The organism is Sphingosinicella ginsenosidimutans, from assembly GCF_007995055.1.
Taxonomy (GTDB): Bacteria; Pseudomonadota; Alphaproteobacteria; order Sphingomonadales; family Sphingomonadaceae; genus Allosphingosinicella; species Allosphingosinicella ginsenosidimutans.
The window spans coordinates 1,703,237-1,716,865 of sequence record NZ_VOQQ01000001.1; the positions used below are offsets into that span (position 1 = coordinate 1,703,237).

General features: G+C 66.3%; 28 protein-coding genes. 19 read left to right on the forward strand and 9 right to left on the reverse strand.

Translation table 11 applies throughout. The features are described 5' to 3' along the window. Positions 1 to 157: 157 nt before the first annotated feature. The 9 genes from FRZ32_RS08515 to FRZ32_RS08555 form a co-directional block, all read right to left on the reverse strand. A complete protein-coding gene (locus tag FRZ32_RS08515; protein WP_147043102.1) occupies positions 158 to 652 on the reverse strand; it encodes a DUF669 domain-containing protein in 495 nt (164 codons plus the stop codon). 38 nt (positions 653 to 690) lie between these two features. Beyond that, positions 691 to 1,488: an ATP-binding protein gene (locus FRZ32_RS08520; RefSeq protein WP_147043103.1), complete on the reverse strand. Its 798-nt coding sequence runs from the start codon at positions 1,486 to 1,488 to the stop codon at positions 691 to 693. Further along, positions 1,488 to 1,937: a hypothetical protein gene (locus FRZ32_RS08525; protein WP_147043104.1), complete on the reverse strand. Its 450-nt coding sequence runs from the start codon at positions 1,935 to 1,937 to the stop codon at positions 1,488 to 1,490. Before FRZ32_RS08525 ends, FRZ32_RS08520 begins: the two co-directional genes overlap by 1 nt. A 121-nt stretch (positions 1,938 to 2,058) precedes the next feature. Beyond that, positions 2,059 to 2,508, reverse strand: coding sequence for a VRR-NUC domain-containing protein (locus FRZ32_RS08530; protein WP_147043105.1), 450 nt, complete (start codon positions 2,506 to 2,508; stop codon positions 2,059 to 2,061). Further along, positions 2,508 to 2,798 carry a helix-turn-helix domain-containing protein gene (locus FRZ32_RS08535; RefSeq protein ID WP_147043106.1) on the reverse strand — a complete coding sequence of 97 codons (291 nt, stop codon included), beginning with the start codon at positions 2,796 to 2,798 and terminating at the stop codon, positions 2,508 to 2,510. Before FRZ32_RS08535 ends, FRZ32_RS08530 begins: the two co-directional genes overlap by 1 nt. After that, on the reverse strand, positions 2,795 to 3,199 hold the full coding sequence (locus FRZ32_RS08540; protein ID WP_147043107.1) for a hypothetical protein: 405 nt from the start codon (positions 3,197 to 3,199) through the stop codon (positions 2,795 to 2,797). The genes FRZ32_RS08535 and FRZ32_RS08540 overlap by 4 nt, the downstream gene beginning before the upstream one ends. Further along, on the reverse strand, positions 3,192 to 3,434 hold the full coding sequence (locus FRZ32_RS08545) for a hypothetical protein (protein ID WP_147043108.1): 243 nt from the start codon (positions 3,432 to 3,434) through the stop codon (positions 3,192 to 3,194). Before FRZ32_RS08545 ends, FRZ32_RS08540 begins: the two co-directional genes overlap by 8 nt. 3 nt (positions 3,435 to 3,437) lie before the next feature. Next, entirely contained in the window at positions 3,438 to 3,632 is a 195-nt protein-coding gene (locus FRZ32_RS08550) for a hypothetical protein (protein WP_147043109.1), read from the reverse strand. Between the two features lie 173 nt (positions 3,633 to 3,805). Next, entirely contained in the window at positions 3,806 to 4,033 is a 228-nt protein-coding gene (locus FRZ32_RS08555; protein WP_147043110.1) for a hypothetical protein, read from the reverse strand. A 93-nt stretch (positions 4,034 to 4,126) separates the two neighbouring features. Between FRZ32_RS08555 and FRZ32_RS08560 the strand changes: the two genes are divergently transcribed. From FRZ32_RS08560 to FRZ32_RS08630, 19 genes are all read left to right on the forward strand, one after another. Further along, complete coding sequence (locus tag FRZ32_RS08560; protein WP_147043111.1) at positions 4,127 to 4,447, forward strand: helix-turn-helix domain-containing protein; 321 nt, start codon at positions 4,127 to 4,129, stop codon at positions 4,445 to 4,447. Between the two features lie 155 nt (positions 4,448 to 4,602). Next, the gene (locus tag FRZ32_RS08565) at positions 4,603 to 5,424 is read left to right on the forward strand and encodes a pentapeptide repeat-containing protein (protein ID WP_147043112.1); all 822 of its coding nucleotides are present in this window, start codon (positions 4,603 to 4,605) and stop codon (positions 5,422 to 5,424) included. Positions 5,425 to 5,706: 282 nt separating this feature from the next. Next, entirely contained in the window at positions 5,707 to 6,162 is a 456-nt protein-coding gene (locus FRZ32_RS08570; protein ID WP_147043113.1) for a hypothetical protein, read from the forward strand. Further along, the gene (locus FRZ32_RS15655) at positions 6,159 to 6,290 is read left to right on the forward strand and encodes a hypothetical protein (RefSeq protein ID WP_279379219.1); all 132 of its coding nucleotides are present in this window, start codon (positions 6,159 to 6,161) and stop codon (positions 6,288 to 6,290) included. Before FRZ32_RS08570 ends, FRZ32_RS15655 begins: the two co-directional genes overlap by 4 nt. 2 nt (positions 6,291 to 6,292) lie before the next feature. Next, a complete protein-coding gene (locus FRZ32_RS08575; RefSeq protein ID WP_147043114.1) occupies positions 6,293 to 6,490 on the forward strand; it encodes a hypothetical protein in 198 nt (65 codons plus the stop codon). 25 nt (positions 6,491 to 6,515) lie between these two features. Beyond that, the gene (gene dnaN / locus FRZ32_RS08580) at positions 6,516 to 7,682 is read left to right on the forward strand and encodes a DNA polymerase III subunit beta (protein ID WP_158635881.1); all 1,167 of its coding nucleotides are present in this window, start codon (positions 6,516 to 6,518) and stop codon (positions 7,680 to 7,682) included. Between the two features lie 64 nt (positions 7,683 to 7,746). Next, complete coding sequence (locus FRZ32_RS15265; protein WP_158635882.1) at positions 7,747 to 7,896, forward strand: hypothetical protein; 150 nt, start codon at positions 7,747 to 7,749, stop codon at positions 7,894 to 7,896. Beyond that, positions 7,893 to 8,411 (forward strand): Lar family restriction alleviation protein, encoded by a 519-nt coding sequence (locus FRZ32_RS08585; protein WP_147043116.1) that lies wholly within the window; start codon positions 7,893 to 7,895, stop codon positions 8,409 to 8,411. The genes FRZ32_RS15265 and FRZ32_RS08585 overlap by 4 nt, the downstream gene beginning before the upstream one ends. Beyond that, on the forward strand, positions 8,408 to 8,755 hold the full coding sequence (locus FRZ32_RS08590) for a hypothetical protein (RefSeq protein ID WP_147043117.1): 348 nt from the start codon (positions 8,408 to 8,410) through the stop codon (positions 8,753 to 8,755). Before FRZ32_RS08585 ends, FRZ32_RS08590 begins: the two co-directional genes overlap by 4 nt. Next, on the forward strand, positions 8,755 to 8,946 hold the full coding sequence (locus tag FRZ32_RS08595; RefSeq protein WP_147043118.1) for a hypothetical protein: 192 nt from the start codon (positions 8,755 to 8,757) through the stop codon (positions 8,944 to 8,946). Before FRZ32_RS08590 ends, FRZ32_RS08595 begins: the two co-directional genes overlap by 1 nt. Before the next feature lie 250 nt (positions 8,947 to 9,196). After that, the gene (locus tag FRZ32_RS15710) at positions 9,197 to 9,934 is read left to right on the forward strand and encodes a DNA cytosine methyltransferase (protein WP_341536579.1); all 738 of its coding nucleotides are present in this window, start codon (positions 9,197 to 9,199) and stop codon (positions 9,932 to 9,934) included. A 716-nt stretch (positions 9,935 to 10,650) separates the two neighbouring features. Continuing rightward, the gene (locus FRZ32_RS15715; protein WP_341536590.1) at positions 10,651 to 10,845 is read left to right on the forward strand and encodes a DNA cytosine methyltransferase; all 195 of its coding nucleotides are present in this window, start codon (positions 10,651 to 10,653) and stop codon (positions 10,843 to 10,845) included. Further along, positions 10,842 to 10,964, forward strand: a complete 123-nt coding sequence (locus tag FRZ32_RS15660; protein ID WP_279379220.1) for a hypothetical protein — start codon at positions 10,842 to 10,844, stop codon at positions 10,962 to 10,964. Before FRZ32_RS15715 ends, FRZ32_RS15660 begins: the two co-directional genes overlap by 4 nt. A 26-nt stretch (positions 10,965 to 10,990) precedes the next feature. Further along, positions 10,991 to 11,482 carry an MmcB family DNA repair protein gene (locus FRZ32_RS08605; RefSeq protein WP_147043119.1) on the forward strand — a complete coding sequence of 164 codons (492 nt, stop codon included), beginning with the start codon at positions 10,991 to 10,993 and terminating at the stop codon, positions 11,480 to 11,482. Positions 11,483 to 11,570: 88 nt separating this feature from the next. Continuing rightward, the gene (locus FRZ32_RS08610; protein WP_147043120.1) at positions 11,571 to 12,137 is read left to right on the forward strand and encodes a hypothetical protein; all 567 of its coding nucleotides are present in this window, start codon (positions 11,571 to 11,573) and stop codon (positions 12,135 to 12,137) included. Beyond that, a complete protein-coding gene (locus FRZ32_RS08615) occupies positions 12,130 to 12,471 on the forward strand; it encodes a DUF4326 domain-containing protein (RefSeq protein ID WP_147043121.1) in 342 nt (113 codons plus the stop codon). The genes FRZ32_RS08610 and FRZ32_RS08615 overlap by 8 nt, the downstream gene beginning before the upstream one ends. After that, positions 12,464 to 12,742: a hypothetical protein gene (locus FRZ32_RS08620; RefSeq protein ID WP_147043122.1), complete on the forward strand. Its 279-nt coding sequence runs from the start codon at positions 12,464 to 12,466 to the stop codon at positions 12,740 to 12,742. Before FRZ32_RS08615 ends, FRZ32_RS08620 begins: the two co-directional genes overlap by 8 nt. After that, positions 12,742 to 12,930, forward strand: coding sequence for a hypothetical protein (locus FRZ32_RS08625; protein ID WP_147043123.1), 189 nt, complete (start codon positions 12,742 to 12,744; stop codon positions 12,928 to 12,930). Before FRZ32_RS08620 ends, FRZ32_RS08625 begins: the two co-directional genes overlap by 1 nt. Then, complete coding sequence (locus FRZ32_RS08630) at positions 12,927 to 13,352, forward strand: hypothetical protein (protein WP_147043124.1); 426 nt, start codon at positions 12,927 to 12,929, stop codon at positions 13,350 to 13,352. Before FRZ32_RS08625 ends, FRZ32_RS08630 begins: the two co-directional genes overlap by 4 nt. Positions 13,353 to 13,629: the final 277 nt, after the last annotated feature.

The following is a 13,629-nucleotide window of genomic DNA, read 5'->3' on the forward strand; positions in this document are numbered from 1 at the left end:
CTTGTCAGCAAGCGCTAGAGTCGGGTCGCCTATTTGTGGCAATGCAACCACGCCACGTCCTTTCGCAAGTCTGGTTGTGGAAGTGGCGGGCGGGCTCGGGTGTTTCCTTTCGTCAGGCCCTGGAGCCCGCCCGCCGCGCCTAATTGGGCAGCAACCTCTAGGCGGCGTTGCGCTTCCACGGTGCGGAGCCGGTGCTGGCCGCAGGCTTCGGAGCCGTCTTGGTCTGCTGGGCAGGCACCACCGCCGAACCGCCGATCGGCTTGTAGCCACCGATTTCGTTCGAATGCTCGCCGGGCCGGTCGTTGCGCGGAACCACCTTGATCTTGGCGATCATCGGGCGGAGGTGCAGTTCCTCGCTGTCCGCCACCGACAGCACGCCGACCGCGTGGCAGATGGCGGAAAGCGTGCGCTGGGCGATCTCGACCGCCTGGGCGTTCGGATTGTCGAGGTTGAGCCGGTCGAACAGCTTGCGACCCGCCTGCGGACCGTCCACGATCTCCAGCTCCAGCTTGAGATAGGAGCCGGTGCCTGCCTTGTTCGACTCCATCGACGAAGCCGTGATCTGCACCTCGTAATCGCCGGGCGGGATCACCTCGAACGGAGCGTTCGGTTCAACCTGGGTTGCGTCAAAAGTACCACCAAGATTTGCCATTGGATTTTCCTTTCGTCAGTAGGTGGGCATGAGCCCTGTCAGGCCGCTTTCTTGCGAGCGGGGGCCTGTTCCGCTTTCTCGGATTGTTCGGGAGCCGCCGGCGCCATCGCCTCGGCGAAGGCATCCCAGGACATCGGGATTTCGGGCGGTAGTCGGTAACGGTTCTTCGCGATGAAGGCCGGCCGCTCCTCGGTGTAGATCGTGCGCTCGCCGCGCCCGATCGCCCGCGTCACCTTCTGGTTGAAGCCGACATCGGCCTTGGTCGTGGCGACCTTCCAGTTGGCGAACAGGATCGCGTCGGCATGTTCCTGCACCAGCGCGGAAGCGCGGGCGTGCAGCTTGATGACGTAGCGATCGTATGGCTCGGTCTCGGGGCTGTCGAAGCGCCTGATGTCGGCGTGTGCGGTCTGGATGACCGCCATGCCCTTGTCATCGCGCAGCGCGTTGATCGCATCGAAATACTCCCGCCAGACCGAGAGCGTGGCGAGGTAGCCCTTACCGTAGCCGGGCTGCTCGATATTTTCCCAGCCGTTGCGGGCGCAGGTTTCGGCCCAGACCAGCGGTTCGAGCCAATCGAGGCTGTCGACCACTGCCGTCTCGAAATCGTGGTCTTCGGTGTAGAGCGCCTGGAACGCCTCCATCACGTCTCCGAAGGATTTGGCGAGCGGGAAGTGCTCGACGTCGAGCGTGCCGAGTCCGTCCTCGGTCTGGATCACGACCGGATTGGGCGCGCAGGCGCCGAAGGTCGTCTTGCCGACACCGTGGACGCCATAGATGACGATCCGCGGCGGTTTGGGTGCGGCCCGGCGATTGAGCGATGCGAGGGAGATGGCCATCATGCCGCCTCCTTCTGCTCGGCCGGGGCCAGCTCGATCTTCGGCTTGCCCGCCTCGACGGTGCGCGCCGGTTTGAACAGGTCGCGGATCGCGGACGGCCACGCCTTGTAGGCGTTCTCGCTCACCTTGATCTCGGTCTGGACATATTCGGCCGGGTCTTCGCCCCAGCCCTTGATCGTCTCGACCGCCTTGCTGAGCGCGGCCTGGTCATATTTGACCCGCTTCGGGATCGTGACCGTGACCTCGACATCGCCATCGCGGACATGCGTCGTGCCGGTCTGGTTAATGCCGCGCGCGTAGCGGCGGGACAGGACGCCGTGCAGGATCGCCAGCATCTTGGCGCCGGCCGCCGCATGCGCTTCGGCCTCGCGTTGCAGGTTCATCAGGATGTCGGCGGGCAGCGCGTCGAGCACGGTCGGAGGCTGTCCCTCCAGTTCGAAAATGTTCATCGCAGTTCCTTTCGTCAGTTCGCAGGTTCGTCAGGTTGGAAGAGAGGTTGAGGAGAGGCTGACCGGCGACTTGCGAATTCCGTGCGGCCCTCACGGGTGACGCCCTCTCCTCGAATGGGGATTAGCCCGGCGGCAAAAACTGATGCGGCCACTTTGGCTTGAACGGCGCGCCGTGAGCGCGGAGAAAGTCGTGCAGAGTCCGGTCGTGCCGGAACACCCCACAGGCGTGGCCCTGGGAATGGAGGGTGGCCAACACCTCTTTCTGGCTGGCGGAAACGGCGCCGTCCCGGTCCTTCACCTCTGGGAAGGCTGCGCCTCCCGGCCATGTGATGATGAGATCGGGAAAGCCGGGCAGTACGCCGTCAGCCTTGAGGTGCGCGGCCTCCAGTTTGCCGCGTCGGCCCCCGTTCGGGACATGCGCGATCATGCAATCCGGGAACAGGCGGCGGACCATGACCAGCATGTGTCGCTGGATCGCGCGCTCACTCATTCCGGCCGGTGCGACCGATGGCGGGTCGATGTGGAAGGTGTCGACAACGACAGGTGCGGCGAGGACGGGAGCGGTCGCCACTATGCCACCTCCCCCAATTTGCGGACCAGCACCGCGAAATCGCGGTCCTGTTGAGCCAGTGCGACGGCGCGCTTCAGCCCGCTAAGGATGGTCGAATGATCCCGATTGCCGAGGACGCGGCCGATCTGCGGCGTCGATTTGCCAGCCCGGTGCGCCGCATACATGACAGCGAAGCGAGTCCGGCACAGATCCCGCCAGCGGGATGGACCGCAAATCTGTTCTGGCGTGTAGCCGGTGAGGCTGGCCGCCCGGCGCACGAGTGGCGCGACGATTTGGGTTTGCGGCGTCATGCTCGCAGCCTCACGACCTTGCCGTCGAGATCGGCGCGCTCGTTGGGGCCCAGATCGCGTCCGGCCTCGCTCTCCGGATGATGCGCCCGATCCTTCGCATCGATGAAGGCGCGGCACCCGGCGGAGAACTCGTCATAGTCGATGCCGTCGGGACCCGGCACGATGTGATAGCCATCGGGGAGCAGCAGCGAGAGCAGATCGCCGGGCAGCGCGCGCGCCAATGCGGGCAGGCTTGCGAGCGAAGGAATCTGCGGTGTGCCGGCGGCCGGAAACCAGGACAGGAATGTCGAATAGCTGACCGAGGCTTTCGAAGCGCAGACCTTGAGCGGGATGCCGCGGCGGTCCAGTTGCTGCCGTATCTCCAACAGCGAGTCGCGCATGATGGCGTTTTCGTCACGCATGATCGCGTTCCCTTCCCTGCTCTATCGGGGCCTCATGAAAGGAGAAATCGCTGCCCTCGCGGCGCGCGTTGAGTTCGGCCGCGAGGGCAGACACGCGCGGGTCGTCGCAATCGGCGACCTGATCCGGCCAATCCTCGAGCGCCTCGTCGGCACGGGCTGCGAGGACGCAGGCGCACCAGATGAAGAGGCTGGCGATGGCGCTGAGCGCGAGATAGGCGAGGATGAGCGGGAGCATGGGTCAGCCCCACTCTCTGCGGACGACGATCGGCAGGAAAACGAATGCGGCAATGAAGGCCCCGATGACGACCACGGCGGTCCTGGTATCCTGCGTCCAGCGCGTCACATCGAGGTCGAGAAGGATGAAGGCCGCAGCGAGGTAGGTCACCACGTAGGCGGCCAGCACGGCGAGGATGAGGGGGCGAGCGGCGCGCATCTAGCGGATGCTCCTCGCCAATGCCTCGCCCAGGACGCGCGCGCTGGGCGACGACTCGTGTGCGTCGACGATTTCCAGCAGGCGCCGTTGGGCAATCTCGGCCTGTTCGAGCGGCGTCGCGCCCTTTCGCGGCGCGCATGGGAAGCCCCTCCCCCGCTCTCCCCCCGGCGCGGTCATGCGGCGGCTTTCCGAGCTTCGGCGATGACTGTCGAAATCATGGATGCGTCGATCAGCCCGCCAGTCTCGCGTTCGAGCCGCAACGCCAGCGCCGGCGGAACGTCCGGCTGCTCGCCGTCGGAACCGCCAAGCTGCGAAAGTCGGCCCTTGCTGATCCCCGCAGCCGTCGCGAGGTCCGTCAGGCTCATCGCGCCGGGGCGCTTCAAATAATCGCGAATGTTCATCCCGTTGGTTTAGACCATCTAAACCGCTCCCGTCAACCGGTAAGTTTAGGTTGGCGAAACGCCTTCCGCGCGCCGATCGCCTATACTTTTGGCATGGCGAAACCGGCTCACGACTGGCACCTGGCCGAATGGCTGCGGACGCTCGGCAAGCGCCAGAAAGACCTTGTTGCCGATCTCGACTGGAACAAGGCCAAGGCCAGCCTCATGGTGAACGGCCAGCAGAAATACACTCGCGATGAGGTGAACGAGCTGTCGGCCTATCTCAATATCCAGCCATTCGAGCTGTTGATGCACCCCGAGGATGCGATGGCTTACCGCCGGCTGCGTCGAGCCGCTGCAGACATGGTACAGATACCCTTCTTCGGCATCGCGACCGATGACGAGGCCCTGACTCTGACCGGAACCGAGGGCTGATTTTTTCACCACGATGGGTTCATTGGACCTGAAGTGATTCGGGCGTCGCCGCGTGTCCGGCCGGAAAAAGTTTAGCCGGGCAAAACTTTTTGCTTGCACATTCTGTTTAGGCAGTCTAAACCCATCTCCAACGCCACCACGGCTTGGAGGATCGAATGCCTGTCACGCAGACCAATAGCGAGAAGCCAAAGCGCTCCCGCGCCGCGAAGAAGACGGAGACGGTCGAGATCAGGAACCGCTGGACCAACGCGGTCATCTTCACCGCGACGATCTCCTGCCGGCCCGGCGACAGCGATAGCGTCAAGCTCGGCCTTGCGGTCAAGGCGGCGGTCGCGGCGCGCGCCAACCTCACGGGCGCCAACCTCGCGCGCGCCAACCTCACGGGCGCCAACCTCGCGCGCGCCAACCTCGCGGGCGCCAACCTCGCGGACGCCTACCTCGCGCGCGCCTACCTCGCGGGCGCCAACCTCGCGGGCGCCAACCTCGCGGGCGCCAACCTCGCGGGCGCCTACCTCGCGGGCGCCTACCTCGCGGGCGCCAACCTCGCGTCCGCCAACCTCGCGGGCGCCAAGAACCTTAACGATGAATATCTGCGCCCGTTCAAGGCCGACCTGTTCCTGACGCTCGACAGCCTCCACGCCGGCCCGATCGAAGCGCGGCATCTCATCGCGAAGCTGCGGGCCGGCGAGGTCAATGGCTCGACCTACGGGCACGGCGACACGAACGAATGCGCCTGTCTCGTCGGCACGATCGCCCAGGTAGGTGCCAGGGAAGTCGATAAGCTTGACCGCAATGGCGACCGCCCCGCCGAGCGCTGGTTCATGATGATCCGGCCCGGAGACAAGCCCGGCGCGGTCGATGTCGACGGCAAGCCAACCGGCGGCGGCTATGCGGCGCAGAAGGCGCTGGAGTGGGTTCTGGATTGGTGCGCCTGCCACGCCGTCGATCCCGATCCCGTCGAAGCGAAAGCCGCCTGACATGGCCCGCCCCAACCCCGACTCCGCGCCCGCTCCCTGCGCGGACGGCCTCTCCGCCGCCCCCCATTCTGGCGGAGAGGCCACCGATCCCTGGGGCCGCGAGTCCTACACGATCGATGAGATCGAGTGCCTCGGCTACGTGCTGGATGCCTGCACCGGGCGGGTCAAGGCGGTGCTTCACCGCGGCGGCAGTGTCGTCATCGGCGAGCCGCTTTGCGGGGGCTGCGACGCCCCGCTTTCCGACGGGCCGTGCGGGTGCGTCCGGCCGGCGCGGAGGGCGGCATGAAATATAGCGACCTCGAAGAGCTTCGCGTCTGGGCGCGCGCCAAGATGCAGAGCTCTCCGCCGGATTTCGTGATCGGCGACGATTATCTCCGCCGCTGGTGGGTTGTGCCGCGCAATACCGGATGCAACGTCTATCTGCACGAAATCCTGCGTAGCGACGACGACCGGGCGCTGCACGATCATCCGTGGGACAATACGTCCTACCTCCTCGGCGGCTCTTATATCGAGGTCACGCCGGAAGGCGAGTTCCTTCGTGAAGCGGGAAGCATCGTTCATCGAGCCGCGACCGACGCGCACCGCCTTGTCGTTCCCGAGGGCGGCCGCGCCGTCAGCCTGTTCATGACCGGGCCGGCGATCCGCGAATGGGGATTCCATTGCCCGAACGGGTGGCGCCACTGGCGCGAGTTCGTCGACGATCGCGACTCCGGCAAGGTCGGGCGGGGGTGTGCATGACCTTCACCGCCCGCCGCTCGCTGGTCCGCGCCCTGCGTCGTTTCGAGCGCGCCGCCTTTGCTTCGTCCTGGGCCGGTGCCGCCTTCATCCTTGCTTGCTGCGCCCTGGTTTGGGGGCTGGGAGAGTGAATATGGCTGATGCGATCCACATCGAAATGACCGCCCCGCTGATCCAGGCCATCGACCAGCTCATGGCGTGGCAGGACGAGCGCACCGCGTGGCTCCTGCGGGCCGGCCCCGTTGCGCGCCGGCTCAATGAGGAGGCCGCCAACGACCCCACGCCGCGCAGCCATCTGGCCGACGAGCCGGATGGGGAGACGGCGGCGTAATGGCCCAATTTCAAGGAGAACCGACATGGCAGATTTAGGCGTTCAGAGGAAAGCGCGTCCCTCTGTGGCCGCCCCGGAAATCGGCGACGAGGCCATTGTCTCCGTTGCCGCGGTGCGCGATGCGGTGAAGGCGATCGGCTCGGTCATCGGGCGGCGCAACACGATCCCGATCCTGTTGAACGCGCGGCTCATCGCGGATGGCGACAGCCTCGCGCTCAGCTTCACCGATCTGGATGTTTACGCCACTGCGCGGGTTCCGCTTTCGGCCCCGGCGAGGCTCGCGACGAGCATCCCCGCCAGCCTGCTCGCCTCGATCTGTCGCGAGGTTCCGGGCGGCGATCTGGCGATGCATCTGGGCGAGGATGGCAGGCTTGCGATCTCGACCGGCGCGACGCGCTACGCCGTGGCCACCCTGCCCGCTGAAGACTTCCCGGACTGCCCCGAAATGCCCGCCGATGCGGTGGCCTTCGAGATGGCCGGCGCCGATCTGGCGGTGCTGCTGAACGCGGTTCGCCATGCGATTTCGACCGTAGAGACGCGCTACTATCTGAACGGCATCTACATGCATATCGTCGCCGGTGAGCTCACCTTCGTCGCGACGGACGGTCATCGCCTGGCCCGCATCGTGACGCCCTGTCCCGCCGGCGCGGAGACGTTGCTGCCCTCTATCGTGCCGACAAAGATGGTCGATCTGTTGCGTCGCCTCGCCGAGCGCGCGAGCGAGCCCGTCCGACTGGCCTTCTCTCAAAGGTGGGTGCGCGCCAGCTTCGACGGTTTCGAGATCACGTCCAAGCTGATCGACGGCACCTATCCCGATTATTCGCGCATCATTCCCTCCCCGGATCAGGCGTATCGGGTCACGGTCGATCCGTCCGATCTGCGCGGCGCGGTCAAGCGTGTCGCTGCCATCGCAACCCAAAAGTTGAGGGCCGTGAAGCTGGCCTGCGACAAGGCCGGCGTCACCCTGTCCGTCAATTCGCCGGAGAATGGCAAAGCGAGCGAGCGCGTCGCCGGCCGGGTCGAGGGCGGAGCGGTCGAGATCTGGTTCAACAAGGACTATCTCGCCGACATTCTCTCTGGCTGCATCGGCGAGAAGGTCTCACTCGCCTTCGACCATGGCACTTCGCCCACCCTTGTCTCCGATCCGTCCCGGCCTGAGCTGACTCAGGTCCAGATGCCGATGCGGGTCTGACGTGGCAACTCTTTCCTCTCCGCCGGGCACATCGCCCCTTCCCGGCTCAACCCGGCCCTCGCGCGTGGATGTGGCGCGCGTCGGCTGTTTCCCGGATCGCCGCGACGAGCGGACGTTCCACCGCTTCGGCCACCGGATCGAGTGGCACCGCAACCGCGAGCACGAGGCGATGGTGCTGCGGGTCAAGATGATGATGGAGGATTTGGCAGCATGAGCGACACGATCAGCGACAAGGCGAGAGAGCTGCTGCCCTGCCCGTTTTGCGGCGGGGAGATGATATTTCGGAAAGCCCTTTGGCCCGCCGATGGATGCACAGATGCCGTAATCCATCGCGATCCGGTCGAGTGCGGACTGACAGTTTTTGACACTGATTCCGCCGACGAAAGCGTCATCCCTGCCTGGAACGCCCGCGCACTCACGCCCTCGCCATCGCCCGGAGAGGTGGTGGAGCGGCTGCTGAACCCGTGGCAGGCATCTCGGGATCGTGTCGAGCGGGGCATGTTGCCCGATTGGTCGCTCGCCCTCCTTCGCGAAGCCGCCTCCCGCATCCAGGCGGACGCGCGGCGGATCGAGGAGATGGAGAGTGCGCTGCGGCCGTTTGTGGCACACGCTGGCCCACGCTTGCCCGATGGTCATCATGACCTTCCTCGCTTTCCTGCCGCCGATATAGACCGCGCCCGCGCCGCCCTTGCCGCTGCCGATCCCGCGCCGGAAGGGGGCGAGGAATGACCGCCCCCCAACCTCCCGCCGCCGACGACCTGGTGGAGCGGCTGGAAAGCAGCGCGAAGGCGATCAGGGATCACGTTCCCGATGATGCTGGCTCGTTTGCCGCCGTCGCGACCAGCAAAACCGATCCTGCTCGGCGGATGGTAGCTGGCCCGCTTCATGCCGATCTCCTCGACGAAGCCGCCGCCCGCATCGCCGCCCTTGAGGCGCGGGTGAAGGTGCTGGAGGAGGCGCTGCGGCCTTTCGTCGATCACGCCGGTCCCCGTCGGATGGACGGGTGCCACGCGTTGCCCCTCATTCCTGCCGCTGACATCGACCGCGCCCGCGCAGCCCTGGGGAAGCGGTGATGGGCACACGATATTTCGAAAATGAACTGGGTCGCGAAATCTTGATCGATGTGAGCGAGATGGAGCAAGATGACATCGGGCGTGTCATCCTGATCGTGATGGAGGGGCCGGAATCTTCGGCGACGAATCTTGTGACGCCGAAAGAAGCTGAAATGCTTCGCCAAGCATTGAACGATTGGGCTGCACAGTGAGCGCGAGCCCCACCCCCGCCGAGATCGCCGCCGGGTTGAGCGAGGCGCAGAGGGAGACCATTGCCTTTGCGTGGGCCTATCCCGATTACCATCGCAGCGGCGAACAATTTAGCTATTGTCCGATCTGGCGGAACGACAGCAGCCGGCGCGCCCTTGAACGAAAGGGTTTGATCGCCTCCCTTGCAGACGGCGGACCCCGCCTCACCCCGCCCGGCCTCGCCGTCCGCGCCCATCTTCGCGGGGAGGGGTGATGCCCCGCGATCTCCTCGAGGCGATCCCGCACGTCGCGCCGGCCGGCCGCGACTGGACCGCCGGCATCGTCGTCGACAATTTCGCCGGCGGCGGCGGCGCGTCGACCGGGATCGAGGCGGCGCTCGGACGGGACGTGGACGTGGCGGTCAATCACGATCCCGAAGCGATCGCGATGCACATCGCCAATCATCCGCGCACCCGCCATCATTGCCAATCGATCTGGAGCATCGACCCGCTGGACGCGGTGACGATCGACGGGCGGCCGCGCCCCGTCTTCCTCGCCTGGTTCTCGCCGGACTGCACGCACCACAGCAAGGCGCGCGGGGGCAAGCCGAGGGAGAAGAACATCCGCGATCTCGCCTGGGTGGTGATCCACTGGATCGAGCGGCTCGGCCCGGCGCTGAAGCCGGCGATCATCTGCCTGGAGAATGTCGAGGAGTTCCTGACCTGGGGGCCGCTCGACGGGGGGGGCAGCGGATCGCCGAGCGCGCCGGCGAGGAATTCCGTGCGTTCATCGGCGCCTTCCGCCGCCACGGCTACAAGGTCGAATGGCGGGTCGTTCGCGCCTGCGATCACGGCGCGCCGACGATCCGCAAGCGGCTGGTGCTCAAGGCGCGCTGCGACGGCAAGCCGATCGAATGGGCGGCGCCGACGCACGGCCCCGGCCGGGCGAGGCCCTGGCGCACCGCGGCCGAATGCATCGATTGGTCGCTGCCCTGCCCATCGATCTTCCTGACGAGGGAGGAAGGCCGCGCGATCGGCGTCAAGCGGCCGCTCGCCGAGGCGACGCTGCGCCGGATCGCGCGCGGCGTGATGCGCTATGTGATCGAGGCGGCCGAGCCGTTCATCGTGCCGGCAGCCGCCGCGCCGCTTGCCCCGTTCGTGTCCTACGCCCAACAGGGCGGCGGCAACCGCGACCCGCGCAATCCGCTCCACACCGTGACGGCCTCGCCGAAGGACCAGAATTGCATCGTGGCGGCGACGCTCATCAACACCCGCAACGGGGAGCGGGAGGGGCAGGCGCCGCGCGTGCGCGACATCGCCGAGCCGATGGCGACGATCACCGCCCAGGGCTCGCAGGGCGCGCTCGTGGCAGCCTTCCTCGCCCAATATAACAACGACCAGCGCGGGCCTCATCCGGGCCACGACCTGCGCGATCCGCTGTCGACGATCGCGGCCAAGGGGCCGCACCAGGGCGTCGTCGCGGCGCACCTGATGAGCCTCAAGGGCTCGGATCGGCGCGACCAGCCCGCCGACGCGCCGGCGCCGGCGATCACGGCGGGCGGCTATCACGTCGCCGAGGTCCGCGCCTTCCTCATCAAATATTACGGCACCGACCAGGACCCGCGCCTCAACGAGCCGCTCGGCACCGTTACCACCAAGGACCGCTTCGGCCTGGTCATCGTCACGATCGGCGGCGTCGAATATGCGATCGTGGACATCGGGATGCGGATGCTGACGCCGCGCGAGCTCGCCGCCGCGCAGGGCTTCCCCGCCGGCTACGTCCTCGATCCCCTCGTTAATGGTCGCCCGCTCACCAAGACCGCCCAGGTCCGCATGATCGGCAACAGCGTCAGCCCGCCGATGGCCGAGGCCGAGATCCGCGCCGTCGCCGGCCCGGCCGACGAAGCCGTGGAGGCCGCATGACCGAACCGGACCCCACCTTCACCACGCGCGCCGAGCTGCTGGCCTGGACGCGCCAGCGGCTGCGCTATCCCGATCCCGCCGAGCTGCACGCGCTGCCGGCGCCGGAGGTGGGGCAATGACCGCAGACGAAATCCTGCAGGCGCTGGTGGCGAAGGCGGACGGCCTCATTTGGGTGAAGGAGCTTCAGTTCGCTGGTGGCGCTCGCCGGTGCGATTTCTGGACGCTCGAGCCGCAGCCGTCGAAGGGCTTCCGCGCCACCGCTTACGAAATCAAGATCAGCCGATCGGACTTCAGGCGGGACAGCCATCGAAAGCAGCGCTTCGCCCGGACGTTCTCCGATCAGTTCTATTACGTAACGCCGCCCGGCCTTCTCGGCGAGCAGGAAATCCCCGATTGGGCTGGCCTCATCGAATGGGACGGCTCGGCGCTTCGGAAGGTCGTGCCGGCTGTGATGCTCGACAAGGCTTTCCCATCGTGGGAGCTGGTCGTCAGCCTGATCCGATATAACGGCGAAATCCGGCGCGATGTCGGCCAGCAGGAGCAGCTGATCCGGTCCCTTAAGCGTCAGATTGAAGACGCGAAGACGAAGCTGCCAGACAAGGGCATTCAGCCTTGGGAGGTCGGCATCTATGGCTGACCGCGACCCCCGCGCCGGACGCACGGCTGCGCGCCTTGCGGCACATCACCCGCGTCCATCGGGCGCACGCTCATCTATTGGAGGACGCATGAAACCCGATCTCGCCGAGCTGCGGGGGCTGCCCGACGTCCCTCGCTGGCTTTGTCCCATCTGCATGTGCGGCGTTGCCGAGCCGGTTGAGGATGGCTGGGGGCACTGCGCATGTAGCCCCGCCAAACAAAGGTTGCTCGACATGCTCGAGCAGCCTGATCCAGCCGAGCTCGCGGCGGAACTGGGAACCTATTTGCATCCGGACGCTGTCATGAACGGCACGCCGATGGTGCCGCTACATCGCTCAACCGTGTGGCGCATGGTCATCGCCTTGCGCTCCCTCCTCCCCCTCGCCGAAGCCGGGATGGGGGCGGGGTGGCGGCCGATCGAGGAGGCGCCGAGGGACGGGACGCAGATCATCGCGTGGGTGCGTCATCCGACTTGGAAGTTCGCCCCAGCCGACGACAAGGCGTGTTGGGAAGGCCCGGTCATCGCGCACTGGATCGAGCACAATGGCGGCGGTTGGACCTGGCACGGCCATCTCGGCGAGTTCCTGGGATGGATGCCGGTGAGCGACTTTAACCTCCCCTCCCCGCCCGCCACGAAGGAGCAGGGCGATGGATAGGCCGATCCGCGTTCAGCTTCGCCGCACCAAGGGCTGGCGGATGCCGTCGAACACGGTCAGCGTCGCGCGGCCGGGCCGGCTCGGCAACCCATTCACCAAGGCGCTCGCGATCGAGAGCGGCTATGCAACCGAAGAGACGTGGCCCGAGTTCGCGGTCATGTGCTTTCGCGAATGGCTGCGGGACGGCTCATGGTGGCAAGGCCCGGAGGCTGACCGGCGCCGAGCCGAAATCATCGCGCTGATCCCATCGCTTCGCGGCAAGAACATCGCGTGCTTCTGCGGCCTCGACCGATGCTGTCACGGCGACGTCTATCTGGAGCTGGCCAATGTCTAACCCAACGCAGCGCGACCGTGAGGCGGCGGAAGGGTGGCGCTTCATTCTTGACCAGAGCGGCGAATACGAAGGCGATGCCATAGCCGATCTCGCCGCCGCCTTCGCCCGCCACGCCGCCGAGGTGCGGGAGGAGTGTGCGGAGATAGCGCTCATCGCCAAACTGCCGCGAGAACGGCTTTCCTGCTCGGATGACGAAAGCGGAACCCAACTCAGCCTTGCTCGCCAGCGCGCTTTCATCGCCGCCGCCATTCGCGAGAGCGGGAGGGAGTGATGGCGGGTTTGCAATTCGAGATCGAACCGGCGCTTGTCGCGGAAGCCATCGCAGAGGGGCGAAAGCTGCTCGTGCAGGTTGACCGGCTCCTAACGCCGTCCGGCTATCGCTGGACCTATCGCTGCGTCGTCGGAGGCCCTTCCGATATTCGCCAGCCCGTTGGCATCAAGCAGCGGAGAGCAGCATGACCACCGCCCAGCAATGGCTTGACCTGGCCGCGAGGATAGAGGCGGCGACGGGAGCGGATCGGGAGTTGGGCCGTGAACTGCTGCTTGCTTGCGGATGGACAAAAACGCAAGTCGGGCACTTCCTCGGCCCGCTCTATGGCTGGACCTCTCCGGACAAGGCGACCTACTTCCAAGACGACAATTTCGTGCGGGAGAAGCACGATCCGACCGCCTCTCTCGACGCCGCGATGAAGCTTGTGCCGGAAGGGCTGGCCTTCGCTGTGGCCACCATCCGCAATGGGGCCCCTGATGATTGGGACGATTCCGTTTGCTCTGCGGTCGTGGCGCAGCGGGACGGTGTCGAGGCGCGATCTGACGCCACCACCCCCGCGCTAGCCCTCTGCGCCGCCGCTTGCCGCGCACGCGCCGGGATGGAGGGGTAGGGTGGGAGCGGAGCGGTGCAAGATACGCGAGGCGAGCCTTATCACGGGCCTCGACATTCGGACCTTGCAAGAGAAGGCCGCGCGTGGCGAAATACCCGGCGCGGAAAAGCCTTTTGGTCGGTGGACCTTCGACATCGCGGCGCTTCGCCGGCTCCGCTCGAAAGGACGCAAATGCGCGGTCTCTATAAAAGGAATGGGATATACTGGGCGCGTTTCAAGCTCAGGGGGCACGAGTATCGAGAAAGCCTACGAACTCGTTCTCTCACGCTCGCGGAGC